This is a genomic window from Zobellia sp. OII3 (assembly GCF_002211465.1).
Classification (GTDB): domain Bacteria; phylum Bacteroidota; class Bacteroidia; order Flavobacteriales; family Flavobacteriaceae; genus Zobellia; species Zobellia galactanivorans.
In genome coordinates this window covers 190,243-205,308 of record NZ_MWRZ01000004.1, presented here as the reverse complement: position 1 = coordinate 205,308, position 15,066 = coordinate 190,243, and the positions used below count along the sequence as shown (strand labels likewise).

13 protein-coding genes are annotated in these 15,066 nt (G+C 42.9%); 10 read left to right on the top strand and 3 right to left on the bottom strand.

The genetic code is table 11. The features are described 5' to 3' along the window. The first annotated feature begins 114 nt into the window (after nt 1–114). From B4Q04_RS13450 to B4Q04_RS13415, 8 genes are all read left to right on the top strand, one after another. Nucleotides 115–1,563 (top strand): glyceraldehyde-3-phosphate dehydrogenase, encoded by a 1,449-nt coding sequence (locus B4Q04_RS13450; protein ID WP_088697098.1) that lies wholly within the window; start codon nt 115–117, stop codon nt 1,561–1,563. Nucleotides 1,564–1,712: 149 nt separating this feature from the next. Then, entirely contained in the window at nt 1,713–2,339 is a 627-nt protein-coding gene (locus B4Q04_RS13445; RefSeq protein WP_013991397.1) for a hypothetical protein, read from the top strand. 266 nt (nt 2,340–2,605) lie between these two features. Next, complete coding sequence (gene trmD / locus B4Q04_RS13440; RefSeq protein WP_013991398.1) at nt 2,606–3,280, top strand: tRNA (guanosine(37)-N1)-methyltransferase TrmD; 675 nt, start codon at nt 2,606–2,608, stop codon at nt 3,278–3,280. Nucleotides 3,281–3,419: 139 nt separating this feature from the next. After that, entirely contained in the window at nt 3,420–3,770 is a 351-nt protein-coding gene (gene rplS / locus B4Q04_RS13435) for a 50S ribosomal protein L19 (protein ID WP_013991399.1), read from the top strand. 714 nt (nt 3,771–4,484) lie between these two features. Beyond that, nucleotides 4,485–6,704 (top strand): NADP-dependent isocitrate dehydrogenase, encoded by a 2,220-nt coding sequence (locus tag B4Q04_RS13430; RefSeq protein ID WP_088697097.1) that lies wholly within the window; start codon nt 4,485–4,487, stop codon nt 6,702–6,704. A gap of 123 nt (nt 6,705–6,827) precedes the next feature. Further along, a complete protein-coding gene (locus B4Q04_RS13425) occupies nt 6,828–9,227 on the top strand; it encodes a TonB-dependent receptor (RefSeq protein WP_013991402.1) in 2,400 nt (799 codons plus the stop codon). 3 nt (nt 9,228–9,230) lie between these two features. Beyond that, nucleotides 9,231–10,088, top strand: a complete 858-nt coding sequence (locus B4Q04_RS13420) for a DUF4249 family protein (protein WP_088697096.1) — start codon at nt 9,231–9,233, stop codon at nt 10,086–10,088. A 35-nt stretch (nt 10,089–10,123) separates the two neighbouring features. Continuing rightward, complete coding sequence (locus B4Q04_RS13415) at nt 10,124–10,366, top strand: DUF6095 family protein (RefSeq protein WP_013991404.1); 243 nt, start codon at nt 10,124–10,126, stop codon at nt 10,364–10,366. A gap of 4 nt (nt 10,367–10,370) precedes the next feature. Here the strand turns inward: B4Q04_RS13415 and B4Q04_RS13410 are convergent, their stop codons facing one another. Then, entirely contained in the window at nt 10,371–11,054 is a 684-nt protein-coding gene (locus B4Q04_RS13410; protein ID WP_088697095.1) for a DUF4294 domain-containing protein, read from the bottom strand. A gap of 102 nt (nt 11,055–11,156) precedes the next feature. Between B4Q04_RS13410 and B4Q04_RS13405 the strand changes: the two genes are divergently transcribed. Together B4Q04_RS13405 and B4Q04_RS13400 are read left to right on the top strand one after the other, a co-directional pair. Next, on the top strand, nt 11,157–12,245 hold the full coding sequence (locus tag B4Q04_RS13405; RefSeq protein WP_088697094.1) for a M42 family metallopeptidase: 1,089 nt from the start codon (nt 11,157–11,159) through the stop codon (nt 12,243–12,245). A gap of 46 nt (nt 12,246–12,291) precedes the next feature. Further along, the gene (locus B4Q04_RS13400; protein WP_013991407.1) at nt 12,292–12,840 is read left to right on the top strand and encodes an NUDIX hydrolase; all 549 of its coding nucleotides are present in this window, start codon (nt 12,292–12,294) and stop codon (nt 12,838–12,840) included. Here the strand turns inward: B4Q04_RS13400 and hisS are convergent. Next, nucleotides 12,835–14,433: a histidine--tRNA ligase gene (gene hisS / locus B4Q04_RS13395; protein WP_088697093.1), complete on the bottom strand. Its 1,599-nt coding sequence runs from the start codon at nt 14,431–14,433 to the stop codon at nt 12,835–12,837. The two genes, B4Q04_RS13400 and hisS, sit on opposite strands and share 6 nt — an antisense overlap. A gap of 113 nt (nt 14,434–14,546) precedes the next feature. Beyond that, entirely contained in the window at nt 14,547–15,020 is a 474-nt protein-coding gene (locus tag B4Q04_RS13390; RefSeq protein ID WP_013991409.1) for a DUF6495 family protein, read from the bottom strand. Between the last annotated feature and the right edge of the window lie 46 nt (nt 15,021–15,066).

The following is a 15,066-nucleotide window of genomic DNA, read 5'->3' as shown; positions in this document are numbered from 1 at the left end:
CATTAGAATATTCAATTTACAAACGCCCTTTTTGAGGGCGTTTTTTTGTTTTAATCTGTTCTAAATGACACAAAATAACTAGTTTTACACCAAAAATATAACTCAACCCAACAGATGAAATCAAACGCCTCTTATGAAAAAGAATTGGCCTTTCAAGCGGACAGAAGAAAGGCTACTACGGAATTCATTAAACTTGTCAGCGACCTTTGGTATGACAAGACCATAGAAATCGTGCTTTTCAAAAACCAGGTCATCGACAAAAATGTGAGCGACATTATCAATTTGCACGAATACGCCGGGGAGTTTGTACAAAAACCGATCTCGATTTTCGACTCGACGGAAATCTTACGGGCCATAAACGACATTAAGCTCCCTCCTGCCAAACTTGATATCGGCAAATTGACCTACGAGTACCATTCCGACAACAATGATTTTGACGACATCAAAGCCTTTGTTTACAACAAGCTCAAAGATGCCGATGAAGCCATTCCCTTTAAACCCAAAGACATCGTGCTATATGGTTTTGGTAGGATAGGCCGAATTTTAGCCCGTGAACTGATGGCCAAAACAGGCCAAGGCAACCAACTACGACTTAGGGCCATTGTCACCCGCGACGCCCAAGACGAGGCTTTATTGGAAAAAAGGGCGAATTTGCTCCGTATCGATTCGATCCATGGTAAATTTTCGGGCACCGTCGAAGTCGACGCCAAAAACAAGGCCCTTATCATCAATGGAACTACGGTATATATGATTAGGGCCAACCGTCCCGAATCAATAGACTATACGAAATACGGCATCAACAACGCCCTAATCATTGACAATACGGGAGCCTTCAGGAACAAGGAAGAACTTTCACGCCATTTAAAGGCCGAAGGGGCTTCCCAAGTATTGTTGACCGCACCGGGCAAGGAAGTCCCCAATATTGTACACGGTGTCAACCATAAAATGTACGACCCCGACGCGATAGATATTTTTTCCGCCGCATCGTGCACAACAAATGCCATCACCCCCATACTCAGCATCATAGAAGACAGCCTGGGCATCGTAAAAGGACACTTAGAGACCATACACGCTTACACCAACGACCAAAACTTGGTCGACAATATGCACAAAAAGCACCGACGGGGCAGGGCCGCCGCATTGAATATGGTCATTACCGAAACAGGCGCCGGCCAAGCCGTGGCAAAGGCCCTACCCCAATTAAAGGGCAAATTAACCTCAAATGCCATACGTGTACCGGTACCCAATGGTTCCTTGGCCATATTGAACCTTGAGATCAAGAACAAGACCTCGGTTGAAGGCATCAACACCATTCTAAAAAAATACGCCCTTGAAGGCGATTTGGTAGAACAAATCAAGTACTCCCTAAGCAAAGAGCTGGTTTCATCGGATGTGGTCGGCACCAACGCCCCTTCGATCTACGACAGCAATGCCACCATCGTCAGTGCAAATGGAAAAAACATCATATTATATGTGTGGTACGATAACGAGTACGGATACTCACATCAAGTGATTCGCTTGGCCAAATATATAGCCAAGGTCAGACGCTACACCTATTATTGATTTTTAAACAGTTACAGGGATATCGTTTTACCCAATTATTGGGGTATTTCTCAATGAATACCAACCTTATCCTTGATTTTTTTTATTAATTGATATTATTGGATTACTTTAGTCGCCTCTAAATCATTAATTCAAAGATTCACTTCAACATGAAAGGTTTTAGAATACTTTTACTTATTACCGCTTTAATGGCGTTCAACCTACAATTCGCCCAAGAAGAAGAAACTGGGGCGCAAGATGAGCTATCGCTTGAAAAAGGGCCCATAGACAGTCAGTTTGAATATATATTCACAAAATCGGGCAATTATAGGGCCGACGGAAAAAAATACGAAGTCGTTCGTACTATTTCCTTAGACAAACTACGTCAAAACGTGTTGGATACCCTTAGTGGCTACAATAAACGGGCCGCTGAATTAAAAGCTACCATTGCAGGGCACGAATCTACTATCGGTTCACTTAACAAGAAATTGGAAGAGACCACCAATAACCTTGCAGCGGTAACCGAAGAAAAAGACAGTATGTCGTTTTTAGGCATTATGGTATCAAAAAGTACTTATAACGGTATTCTTTGGACCGTTATCGCTTCACTTTTGGCCTTGTTGCTTTTCTTTATCTACAAGTTCAGGAACAGCAACTACCTAACCCAAGAAGCCAAGACCAATCTGGCCGAGCTGGAAACGGAATACGAAGATCACAGACGTCGTGCTCTCGAAAGAGAACAAAAGATAAGCAGGCAACTGCAAGACGAAATCAATAAGTACAAAAAACAGAAATAAAAAAAAGCTCCTCACGGAGCTTTTTTTTTTGGGGAATAAGCCAAGTGATTTTCGCCGGCGCACTTCCAACTATCCCATCAAGGAGAAGGCCCTTTTTCCGTGGGAAGCCCTATTGAGCCTCCCCTCCTTTCGCTACAAAAGGCACCAAGCATTAAGCTTGGGGAATCGCCCAAGTCAATCCGTACAAAAATGACATAGGGTGTTTGGATAAAAAAATTCGCCCTCTTTTCACTACTTTTGCCCACTAATTCATTTCAAAAATCAAAATGCGCATAGACATCATAACCGTTTTACCAGAATTGCTCGAAAGTCCCTTTGGCGCATCTATTATGAAACGGGCCGTTGAAAAAGGCCTAGTGGAAGTGCATATGCACAATTTAAGGGACTATACCGACAAGAGTTATAATCAGGTAGATGATTATCAATTTGGAGGTGGAGCAGGTATGGTACTCATGATCGAACCTATAGACAAGTGCATTTCCCAACTGAAATCGGAAAGAGATTATGACGAGGTCATTTATATGACTCCTGATGGGGAGACCTTGAACCAGCGTATGGCCAACGGATTATCGCTATTGAACAACGTAATCATTTTATGTGGCCATTATAAAGGTGTTGATCAAAGGGTGCGCGATGCTTTTATCACTCGGGAAATATCGATAGGAGATTACGTTCTTTCAGGAGGCGAATTGGGGGCCGCCATACTTTGTGATGCGGTCATTCGGTTAATTCCCGGCGTACTCAACAACGAAACCTCTGCCCTAACCGACACCTTTCAAGACGACCTTCTAGCGCCACCGGTTTACACCAGACCATCGGAATACAAAGGAATGAAAGTACCCGATATCCTACTGAGCGGCAACTTTCCCAAAATAGAAAAATGGCGCGAAGACCAGGCCCAGAAAAGAACGGAGAAACTACGCCCCGATTTGCTGAAATAAGGCCATTTTGCCCTATACCACAAAAAATCAGTAAAATATATTGCAAATTCTAATTTATAGACTATTTTTGCACCCTGTTAAATCAACCTCTGACGAAAATCGTGAATGTTGACCATAACATAATCATTAAAACCATATCATGGAAGCATTATTAAAATTCGTAGAAGACGAGTTTGTTCCAAAAAAAGAATTTCCTGAATTTTCAGCTGGTGATACCATTACGGTATACTACGAAATCAAGGAAGGTGAAAAAACACGTACGCAGTTTTTTAGAGGCGTCGTAATCCAAAGAAGAGGTTCTGGTTCTACCGAAACCTTTACCATCCGTAAAATGTCAGGTACTATAGGTGTTGAGCGTATCTTCCCTATCAACATGCCGGCCTTACAAAAAATCGAAGTGAACAAAAGAGGTAAAGTACGTAGAGCTCGTATCTTCTACTTTAGAGGCCTTACCGGTAAAAAAGCACGTATCAAAGAGATCCGTTCTTAAACCGAAAAACATATGTTTTAAGAATCCCGCAATAGCGGGATTCTTTTGTTATAAACAATTGTTAATAGCTTCGGTTCATAACATGTTGATTTTAAATATGTTAAATATTTAGGCCAGAGCAATCTTTTTTACTAAATTTATAGAACAATAACAAAGCAGCTCTGTCGAATGAGAGGTTTTAAAATTGTTATAGAGTTAGCGTTCTTTATATTGTTGTTTAGGTTTTGTGAATATTTGAACATTCGATCGGCGTAGACCGAAAGACGTTCAATAAGCAAAACGAGCATATCTTCAAAGGGCTGTCGCCTTTTGACCACGGATAATGTGATCGTAATAATCCAGAAGGGAAGACACTGATCCAAACTTAGGATGCCATGCGAGTAAATAACAAGAAGGGTGTTTCAATTGTAGCTTGGTCGCAAACCGTAGTACAATTAGACCCCAAACGTTGAAATTGTGAAGCGAACGCAATCAATGGTTGCCGATCTGTCGAAAGAACAGGGAAGAAAGTTTGCAATACCAATTTCTAAAAAGCCATGTCAATGTACACGTACAATGATATGGCTTTTGTTTTGTCCTTTTATTACATAATTCTTAATCTTTTTGTTAAAATACGATTAAGAGAGGCCCATACCACAACAAGCCCCTATCTTTTGCTCGCAAGATTACATAAAATCGTATATTTGCTCCGCTTTAAATTAAACCTTTCCTTACATGTCCAAAATATTTTACACAAAAACAGACGAAGCGCCAGCTTTGGCTACACTATCTTTTCTTCCAATTGTAAAAGCTTTTACCAAAACTGCCGACATTGGCATAGAGACCAAAGACATTTCTTTGGCCGGAAGAATTATAGCGGCATTTCCCGATTTCTTAAAGGAAGAACAACGAATAGCGAACGACTTGGAAGAGTTGGGAGCCCTAGCTAAAAGCCCGGAAGCGAACATTATCAAACTTCCGAACATTAGTGCTTCCGTTCCTCAATTGAACGAGGCTATCAAAGAACTTCAAGACAAAGGATACGCCTTGCCAAATTATCCGGACGAGCCTTCAAATGAAACTGAAAAAGATATAAAGTCGAGATACGACAAAATCAAAGGTAGTGCGGTAAACCCCGTACTCCGCGAAGGAAACTCTGACCGTAGGGCCCCAAGAGCCGTAAAAAACTACGCCAAGCAGAACCCCCACTCCATGGGAGCTTGGAGTCCTGATTCAAAAACCCATGTGGCCACAATGGAACATGGGGACTTTAAGGCCAATGAAAAATCATTGACCCTTCCCAAAGCCACCGATATACGAATCGAATTGGTAAAGAACGATGGCGGTACGGTTGTTCTTAAAGACAAGCTAAGCCTTTTGGAAGGTGAGATCATCGATGCCACCATAATGAGCAAAAAAGCCTTGGTCGCCTTCCTTAAAGAGCAAATCCAAGATGCCAAAGATAAAGGTGTTCTGTTTTCTCTCCACATGAAGGCCACGATGATGAAAGTCTCCGACCCTGTTATTTTCGGCCATGCCGTAGAGGTTTTCTTTGCCGATGTGTTCAAAAAATACGAAGACACCTTTAAAACTTTGGGTATTAGCGCCAATGACGGACTAGAAAACTTGTTCGTTAAGCTCAATGAATTACCTGCAGACCAAAGGGAAGCCATTGAAAAAGACATAGAAAAAACCATAAACGAGGGTCCTGACCTAGCTATGGTAAATTCCGACAAGGGCATTACCAACCTTCACGTTCCCAGCGATATTATCATCGATGCCTCTATGCCGGCCATGATCCGTAATTCAGGAAAAATGTGGAATGCCGAAGGCAAACTTCAAGATACCAAAGCGGTTATACCTGATAGCAGCTATGCCGAAATATACTCTGCAACCATAGATTTTTGCAAGAAACACGGAGCCTTTGACCCGACTACCATGGGTACGGTACCCAACGTTGGCCTAATGGCACAAAAAGCCGAAGAATACGGGTCTCACGACAAAACTTTCGAAATTGGCGCCGCAGGTGTCGTTAATGTTGTAGACATCCATTCTGGTGAAGTTCTAGAACAGCACACCGTAGAAGAAGGTGATATCTGGCGTATGTGCCAAGTGAAAGATGCCCCTATCCAAGATTGGATCAAGTTGGCGGTATCAAGGGCCCGAGCCACTAATGACCCTGCCGTTTTCTGGTTAGATGAAAATCGTGCACATGATGTAGAATTGATCAAAAAAGTAAAGGCTTACCTTCCCGACCACGATACCACTGGTTTGGATATCCGTATCCTTTCACCTAAAGAAGCTACCGAGTTTACCTTGGCACGCATGAAGGAAGGCAAGGATACCATTTCAGTTTCCGGAAACGTTCTTAGGGATTACTTAACCGACCTTTTCCCCATATTGGAAGTAGGTACCAGTGCCAAAATGCTTTCTATTGTACCCCTTATGAACGGTGGCGGACTTTTTGAGACCGGTGCCGGTGGATCTGCCCCAAAACACGTAGAGCAATTTTTGGAAGAAGGCCATTTACGATGGGATTCCCTTGGGGAATTTCTTGCACTAGGGGTTTCCCTAGAGTTTTACGGGGAAAAGAACAAAAACAAAAAAGCCCGAATTTTAGGGGACGCCCTAGATAGCGCCACCGAAAAATTCTTGGTCAACGATAAATCGCCTTCAAGAAAGGTCAAGGAAATCGACACAAGGGGAAGCCACTTCTTTCTAGCCATGTACTGGGCCGAAGCCTTGGCAAACCAATCGGAAGACCCAGAATTGCAAGCAACTTTCAAAAAAGTGTTCGAAAGCATCCAAGCGGAAGAATCCAAGATCGTTGATGAGTTGATGCAGGCACAGGGAAGTCCGCAAAACATCGGGGGCTATTACAAGCCAGATGACATTCTTGTAGAAGAAGCCATGAGGCCTAGTAAAACTTTTAATGCTATATTGGAAACAGTGTAATTTCAATAGCATAACAACTAACAAAGGCCCCTACGTTAATAGGGGCCTTTTCTTTTTAAAATACTGTTAACATTTTCCTTACAGCTATTTTTCTGGTTACATTTATCAAAAATTGTGCTTTAAATGCTCCCATTCAACAAAGTCGTTTTCTCGGTTTTATTACTTTTTTCCTTTTCAACCTTCGCCCAACAGCGATACACCTTAAGCGGAACCATTTCGGAAGCTTCCAGTAACGAAACCCTCATCGGGGTTACCGTAGTTTTTCCCGAGCTCCAGACCGGTGTCACTACCAATGAATATGGTTTTTATTCCATTACATTGCCCGAAGGCAAATACAAGTTACAAGTAAGCTATCTGGGCTTTCAGGATATAGTGGAGACTATTACCCTGGACAGTGACCGCAAAATGAACTTTTCCTTAGAGGAAAGTGCCGAACAACTGCAAGAGGTAATCGTTACCGAAGATGTCGAAAAAATGGATATTCGCAAACCCCAGATGAGCGTAAACTCATTATCGGTTGGTACTATAAAAAAGATTCCCGTCATCTTGGGCGAAGCCGATGTCATTAAATCCATTCTACTGCTTCCGGGCGTCACCAATGCCGGTGAAGGGGCCTCAGGCTTTAATGTCCGTGGCGGTGCCGTTGACCAGAACTTAATTTTGTTGGACGAGGCCACCATCTTTAACTCATCGCATTTATTCGGGTTCTTCTCCGTCTTTAATCCCGATGCCATAAAAGACATCAAGCTTTACAAAGGGGGAATCCCCGCGCGTTACGGAGGAAGGCTTTCTTCCGTTCTTGACATTTTCCAAAAAGAAGGCAACAGTAAAAAAATAAAAGTCAACGGAGGCATAGGCGCCGTGGCAAGCCGCTTATTGGTAGAAGGCCCTATCGTAAAGGACAAGGCCGCCTTTCTCGTAGGAGGTCGGGCTTCATACGCCCACCTTTTCCTCCCGCTTTTTGACGTAGACAATTCGGCCTACTTCTACGACCTGAACACCAAACTGAGTTACAACATCAACGACAACAACAGTATCTTCCTTTCGGGTTATTTTGGTCGCGATGTGTTCGGCATTAGCGATAGCTTTGTAAATACTTATGGAAACGCCGTGGGGAATTTCAGATGGAACCACTTGTTTTCCGACAAACTATTCTCTAACCTTTCATTGATCTATTCTAACTATTACTACGGGCTAAAGCTCGATTTTGTCGGGTTCGATTGGAATTCAGGTATAGAAAATTTCAATATTAAATACGATTTGAAACATTATGTCAACGACAAATTTCAAGTCAATTACGGAATCAACAATATTTATTACCGCTTTAACCCCGGAAAAATACAGCCTAGCAATGCCGATTCGGGTATTGTAGAAGAGCAGCTTACCCAAAAATACGCCAACGAGTTTGCCGCTTACATCGATATTGAGCATGACCTTACCAAAAACCTAAGCCTAAACTACGGTTTACGGTTCAGTAATTTTGTCCGTTTGGGCCAAGATGAAGTCAACGTATACTTTAATGATAATCCCGTCAATTTTGACCCGGTTTTAAACGTGTACCAAGAAGCTCGGCCTATTGATAGTTACAGTGTTGAAAAAAGTGGCAGCCTAGCTACCTTCAATAACTTCGAACCCCGTATTTCACTGGCCTATACCCTTAACAACAACAGCTCTTTCAAGGCGAGTTACACCCGCCTTGCCCAATACCTACACCTTCTTTCAAATACCAGCTCCCCTACTCCCTTGGATGTATGGACACCTAGCGGACCATTTATAAAACCCCAGCTTTTGGATCAATATGCCGTAGGCTATTTTAAAAATTTAAAGGAAGGTGATTATTCCGTAGAAACGGAACTGTTTTATAAGGATATACAAAATCGAATCGATTATATCGACGGGGCCAATTTAATTGCCAACGATGCCATTGAGCAAGTTATTCTTAACGGGGAAGCAAGGGCCTATGGTTTGGAGTTTTTGTTCCGAAAGAACGAAGGCAGGTTTCAGGGCTGGCTCGCCTATACCCTATCGAAATCGGAACAAAGAACCCCTGGAAGGACGGTTCAATTGCCCGACGGCACTTCCTTTACCGAATCGGGCATCAATTCCGGGGCCTGGTACAACACCCCGTATGACAAAACCCACGACATATCGGTCTATGCCAGTTACGACCTGAATGACAAATGGAACTTCAATACCAATTTTGTATTTCAGACCGGGCAACCTACCAACTACCCCATCGGCCAATTTAGCTTTCAAGGGTTGACCATACCTTACTATGGCCCAAGGAACGAAGAACGATTGCCCTCCTACAACCGTATGGACGTTTCCGCTACCCTTACCCCACGAAAAAACAAGAACCGAAAGTGGCAGGGCGAATGGGTGTTCAGCATTTACAACGTGTACAACCGAAGAAATGCAGCCTCCATAAGCTTTAGCCGTAACCAAGATACCGGCGTCAATGAAGCCGTACGTACCTCTATCTTTGGTGTAGTGCCCGCCGTAACCTATAATTTCAAATTTTAGTCCATGAAAAAACTGATCTATATACTTTGTATGCTTCCTTTTTTCACGGCCTGTGAAGATGTGGTCGAAATAGATGTCCCCACCGACAAACCCCGGTTGAGTGTCGACGCCCTAATGCGTATCAATACTACAGAAGCCTCTACCTCCTATACGGCCGAAGTAAGGGTAAGTGCCTCCAGTAACTTTTTTGAATCTATAGAACCCGTAGAACTCGACCTGATCAGCCTTACCAATGTAGAGACCCGAGAAACCATAAATCTTTTTAGTACGTACAACGGTAGTGGTATTTACCAAGGTGATACCACTATTGATTTTATGACCTCGGGCGAACTTATCCTTTATATGGAATACCAAGGCGAACAATATGCAGCACGCACTACCTATGTCCCTACAGTACCCATAGACAAGCTCGTACAAGGTGACGCTACGCTTTTTTCAGGAGACGAGACCGAAATTATCGTAGCTTTTAAAGACCAGCCCGATCGTACCGATTTTTATCTGTTCGACTTTGATTTCAACGAATACCTGGTCACCGAAGACACTTTTTACCCTGGCCGTACCTTTGAATTCTCTTATTTTTATGATGACAATGTAACCGAGGGCATGAATATAGAGGTCAGTATTATGGGTGTGGATCAGTCGTTCTACAATTATATGAACCAATTGATCGTTCAATCGGGCGGTGACCAAGGTCCCTTTCAAACACCATCGGCCACGGTTCGCGGCAATATCGTGAACGTCACGGGAATTGAAGACCTTTCGGAACTAGACGACCTTGCCTCAATTGTTGACCAAGACAATTTTGCACTGGGATACTTCGCCGTATGCCAGACCTTTACCAATACCATTGCAGTTGAATAAAATAGTTTACAGAACCTAAAGAAGCCCCCCTACACATGTCTCAAAAGAGAACGGACAAAGAATTACTCGTAAAGGGTATTAAACACATCGCCTACACCATTGCTTTGATGTTTCTGGCCCCCGGTGTTATTTACCAAGCCTTTAAAAACCAAGGACACCCTTTGTACTGGCCTGTTCTTATATTAGGGTTTATTTTTGCAATTGCCGCTATAGTCATGGCTTTTTACAGCCTCAAACTTATTATGGAATCGCTTTTCGGGAAGAAAACAAAAAAATGAGCATCTAATGCTTATTACCTACTTTGCCCCATTTATTGCTCAACTGGGCGTAGTCATAGTCCAGTACCGATTCTTGGCGTTCAAGCCTAAAATCGGAAAAGGCACGCTGCAGGATATCCTCTATCAAGTAATCTTCATGTACCTTATCGGGCTGAAACCTTTCCTTTAGGCTAATACTGAACATACTAGCGGTAGTGTTGTACCAAAATGCGCGCCAACCGCTTCTCAGCTCCTTGACCAGATCGAATGCCGTTTCCCCGGTTTGGCGGTATATCAATTTTACCAAAATTTGACCTTCGGTTCGGGTGAGTTTTTTTAGTTCTTCAGAAAACTCCTCTTCAATAAACTTCTGCACCTCTTTGGTGTACCTCTTCTGATGTCTCTTTTTTTTGATTTTGGTGATACTATCGGTAAGTTCAACCAAACGTTCGGCGGCCAATTTAGCGTACGGATATACTTTTATGGTTTTTCTCCGCAATATATAATACCGCAGTTTATCTTGATAAGAAGAGAATTTTAGTTTTCCGAACAGATATACTTCATCAAGATCGATGGAATTCCGAAAAATAGAGTCACCTTCCAGTATAATCATCTTTTCGGTAACCGAGTCCAATGGCTGTTCTTCCACTTGGGCATACCCCCAAAAAAAGAGGTTGATCAAAAATAAAGTTAGAATCGTATTTTTCATGGCACGCTATAAACAAAAGCCCTACAAAATTAACGATAATTAAGACCGCTTATTATTAATTAAAAGTGAATATTAGTAAATTCGTATTTAAATATAAACTTAATGGCTACAAAGAAAATACTTACCAAAAAATCAATCGATTTTTTTGAAAAATACCTGAACAACGCGGCCCCTACAGGCTACGAATGGGAAGGTCAGAAAATATGGATGGATTACCTAAAACCCTATGTCGACACTTTTATTACCGACACTTACGGTACGGCGGTCGGCGTCATCAACCCTGATGCCAAATTCAAGGTGGTCATCGAGGGGCATTCCGATGAAATCTCTTGGTATGTAAACTACATTACCGACAATGGTTTGCTCTATGTTATCAGAAACGGTGGAAGCGATCATCAGATAGCCCCATCAAAATGGGTTAACATCCACACCAAGAACGGAATGGTCAAAGGTGTCTTCGGATGGCCTGCCATTCACACACGCGACAAAGGAAAGGAAACCCCTCCGAAACTAGATAATATCTTTATAGACATAGGGGCCAAGGATAAAGAGGAAGTAGAAAAAATGGGCGTTCATGTAGGATGCGTCATTACCTACCCCGACGAGTTCCAGATACTGAACGGTGACAAATTTGTCTGCCGCGCCATCGACAACCGGGCCGGTGGTTTTATGGTTGCCGAAGTGGCCCGCCTACTTCACGAGAACAAGAAAAAACTACCTTTCGGCCTTTACATTACCAATGCCGTTCAGGAAGAAATAGGCCTTCGTGGTGCAGAAATGATCACCCAGACCATAAAACCGAACGTTGCTATCATTACGGATGTCTGCCACGACACCACTACCCCGATGATCGACAAAAAGACCCAAGGTCATACCGAAATCGGTGCAGGCCCCGTAATTTCTTACGCCCCGGCCGTTCAGAACAAATTGCGCGAACGCATCTTGGAAACCGCGGAAGCCAACAAAATTCCGTTTCAACGTATGGCCGCCTCCAGGGCTACCGGAACCGATACCGATGCTTTTGCCTACAGTAACGGCGGCGTAGCTTCGGCCTTGATCTCTTTACCCCTGCGCTATATGCACACCACGGTAGAAATGGTTCACAAAGACGATGTTGAAAACGTAATCAGGTTGATTTATGAAACCCTCTTGAATATTAAGGACGGGGAAACTTTCAGCTATTTCGATTAAACAAACTACAACCCTCCTTGAAAAAGGAGGGTTTATTTTTTTGGTTATGGACGAATTAATAGATATTCTTGATTCCGAAGGAAAGCCTACGGGCAAAACAGCAATGAAATCGGAGGCCCACCGTAAAGGATGGTTTCACCCCACCGTGCATATTTGGCTCTACACCGCCAACGGACGCCTTCTCCTGCAGCAAAGGGCCAGAACCAAGGACATACACCCCTTGCTCTGGGACGTCTCCGTCGCGGGCCATATAGGGGCAGGCGAAGCTATTGAGATTTCGGCAATTCGGGAAATTCAAGAAGAAATCGGACTTACCGTACCACCGGAAGCCCTCGAAAAAATAGGCGTCTTTAAATCCATGCAAAAACCTTCCGACGAGCTCATGGATTATGAGTTTCACCATACGTTTTTATGTGAACTCAAAGAACCCCTCCACCACCTTAAAAAGCAAGAGAGCGAAGTAGAAGACCTCAAGCTGATATCCTTGATCCAATTTTCCCAGGAGACATGGGGACTCGCCAACTTGGGCAAATACGTTCCCCACAGCATTGAATACTACAAAACCGTTATAAAGGAAATCAAAAAACGCTTATAGGTCCGCTACAAAATCACCTACGGCATCAAGGGCATAGGTTTGCTGGTCACCGCTTTCCATGCGCTTGACGACAAAGGAATTTTCCTCCAGCTCTTTTTCACCTATCAAGATCACATAAGGTACGTTGCGGTTATTGGCGTATTTAAATTGTTTCTGGATTTTTGCCTTTGAAGGATACACATCGGCTTTCACTCCTTTTTTTCGCAGGGCGGACACCAGTTTTAATGCGACCAAGGCTTCCTTGTCGCCAAAATTCAAGCAAAGTACCTGTAACGACCTGTCGATGCTCTCGGGAAAAAATCCCAATTCCTCCAACACCAAATAAATACGGTCAAGTCCAAAGGAAATACCGACGCCGCTCACATCCTTTAAACCAAAAATACCGGTAAGGTCGTCGTAGCGGCCACCGCCACCTATAGATCCCATTTTAACACCCTTTGGCGCCGCTACCTCAAAAATAGCACCGGTATAATAGTTTAGTCCGCGCGCCAAGGTTACATCAATAGAAAGATTGGCGGACTGAAGTCCCATTTCTTCAATGGTACTCACAATGAAAGTAAGCTCTTCCACCCCTTTGCTTCCGGTTTCCGAATCTTTCAAGAGTTCTTTTAAGGCCTGAAGTTGATCGAGGTTACTTCCTGAAAGTGAGAAAAGTGGCTCTACCTTGGCTATGGCCTCGGGAGTGAGTCCCCTTTCCGCCATTTCCTTCTTCACGCCTTCTTCCCCTATCTTATCAAGCTTGTCCAAAGCCACGGTAAAGTCGATCAAAAGGTGCTGTGCCCCGATCACCTCGGCGATACCCGAAAGAATTTTTCTGTTGTTCAATTTGATATTGACACCCTCTAACTTCAATTCGGTAAAAACGGCATCGTACAGCTGCACCAGTTCTATTTCCTGCAATAGGGAATCAGACCCGACCACATCGGCATCGCACTGGTAAAACTCGCGAAAACGGCCTTTTTGGGGCCTATCGGCACGCCAAACCGGCTGAATTTGGTACCGCTTGAACGGGAAATCAATTTCATTCTGATGCATGACCACATAGCGGGCAAAGGGTACTGTTAGGTCGTAGCGTAGTGCTTTTTCGGATATTGAAGCGCTAACTAGCTTAGAAGAATTTGCTAAGATTTTTTGCTGAAACTTGGTTAATATTTGATTTCTGCCAATGATAAAGTGATCCGAATTAAGGTTATAATCTGACTCTTTAAGAAGATTATATATTTCACTTTTTAGTTCAGATTTTTGAATATCTATAATAGCATCTTCTTTAAGCATTTTTGGGTCCTCTTCATTTTTCAAGAAATTAATAAACTCACTAATTTCAGACTCTTGACACTGAATCTTCTTCACAAATGATTTATCAATATTCCTTAAAAAAGGACCTGAATTCAAAATCTTAAAAATCAAGCGATCCCCTTCATCGCCGTATTTTCCCATAAGGGTATCTGAATTTTCAAAAGAAGGCGTTTCAATTGGCTGAAAACCAAAGGTCTGAAAATGCTTTTTTACGATGTCAAAAATATAATTCCGTTTGATGACTTCGGAAGGGGTAAAATCCCTTGTTCCCTTAGGTATGCTTGGTTTTTGTGCCATTGGATGTAGTTGTGGTGCAAATATAAAATTTTAGAAAGAGCAGTGCCGTTTTATCTAGACATTCCCTACCCGCCTCTTTCCGGAATTGGAGTGTTCTTAAAATGTTGGTCAGCTTAAACCTCTATAAGCTTATCGAACCATTGGTACAGTTCTCCCTTGGTAATAACGGCCCCTTGCTGAATCAGCTTGAATTTATCTAAGTTCTTATCTTCGGAATAGGCCTTTGATGCTGCAAGGTATTCCACAAAATCGGACTGCCAGTTTTTCTTGAACCAAGAAAAACCGAGACTCGTGGTCAAATCGATTTCAGGGTTCATGACCTTTACCGACAATAGCTTCATTTCCTTTTCCGTCAAATGAAACAGATGCATCTGTTTTTCGGAAATATTCTCTAAATACTCCACTTTGGTCAATACGCCTTCCCAGACCAAATCGCTAAAGACATCAATTTCATCTTCGGCCACTTGGGGACGGTTCGTTTTAATATCTTGCCATTCATCGGCGGTAATCGATTGTGTTGCCAAAAAGTTGATAAACTCTTGATGCAGCTCTTCTAATTGCTGCTTGGTAAGCCTCATGTATTTCATGCTGCAAAAATAAAAAGGCCGTACGAAACGTACGGCCTAAATCTTA

What these genes read in the sequence shown, in the direction of transcription:
- B4Q04_RS13445 (WP_013991397.1), top strand. Translation starts at nt 1,713, where the DNA reads ATGAAAGGTTTTAGAATACTTTTACTTATTACCGCTTTAATGGCGTTC.
- B4Q04_RS13410 (WP_088697095.1), bottom strand. Translation starts at nt 11,054, where the DNA reads ATGAAAAATACGATTCTAACTTTATTTTTGATCAACCTCTTTTTTTGG.
- B4Q04_RS13425 (WP_013991402.1), top strand. Translation starts at nt 6,828, where the DNA reads ATGCTCCCATTCAACAAAGTCGTTTTCTCGGTTTTATTACTTTTTTCC.
- B4Q04_RS13405 (WP_088697094.1), top strand. Translation starts at nt 11,157, where the DNA reads ATGGCTACAAAGAAAATACTTACCAAAAAATCAATCGATTTTTTTGAA.
- B4Q04_RS13450 (WP_088697098.1), top strand. Translation starts at nt 115, where the DNA reads ATGAAATCAAACGCCTCTTATGAAAAAGAATTGGCCTTTCAAGCGGAC.
- hisS (WP_088697093.1), bottom strand. Translation starts at nt 14,433, where the DNA reads ATGGCACAAAAACCAAGCATACCTAAGGGAACAAGGGATTTTACCCCT.
- rplS (WP_013991399.1), top strand. Translation starts at nt 3,420, where the DNA reads ATGGAAGCATTATTAAAATTCGTAGAAGACGAGTTTGTTCCAAAAAAA.
- trmD (WP_013991398.1), top strand. Translation starts at nt 2,606, where the DNA reads ATGCGCATAGACATCATAACCGTTTTACCAGAATTGCTCGAAAGTCCC.
- B4Q04_RS13400 (WP_013991407.1), top strand. Translation starts at nt 12,292, where the DNA reads ATGGACGAATTAATAGATATTCTTGATTCCGAAGGAAAGCCTACGGGC.
- B4Q04_RS13390 (WP_013991409.1), bottom strand. Translation starts at nt 15,020, where the DNA reads ATGAAATACATGAGGCTTACCAAGCAGCAATTAGAAGAGCTGCATCAA.
- B4Q04_RS13420 (WP_088697096.1), top strand. Translation starts at nt 9,231, where the DNA reads ATGAAAAAACTGATCTATATACTTTGTATGCTTCCTTTTTTCACGGCC.
- B4Q04_RS13415 (WP_013991404.1), top strand. Translation starts at nt 10,124, where the DNA reads ATGTCTCAAAAGAGAACGGACAAAGAATTACTCGTAAAGGGTATTAAA.
- B4Q04_RS13430 (WP_088697097.1), top strand. Translation starts at nt 4,485, where the DNA reads ATGTCCAAAATATTTTACACAAAAACAGACGAAGCGCCAGCTTTGGCT.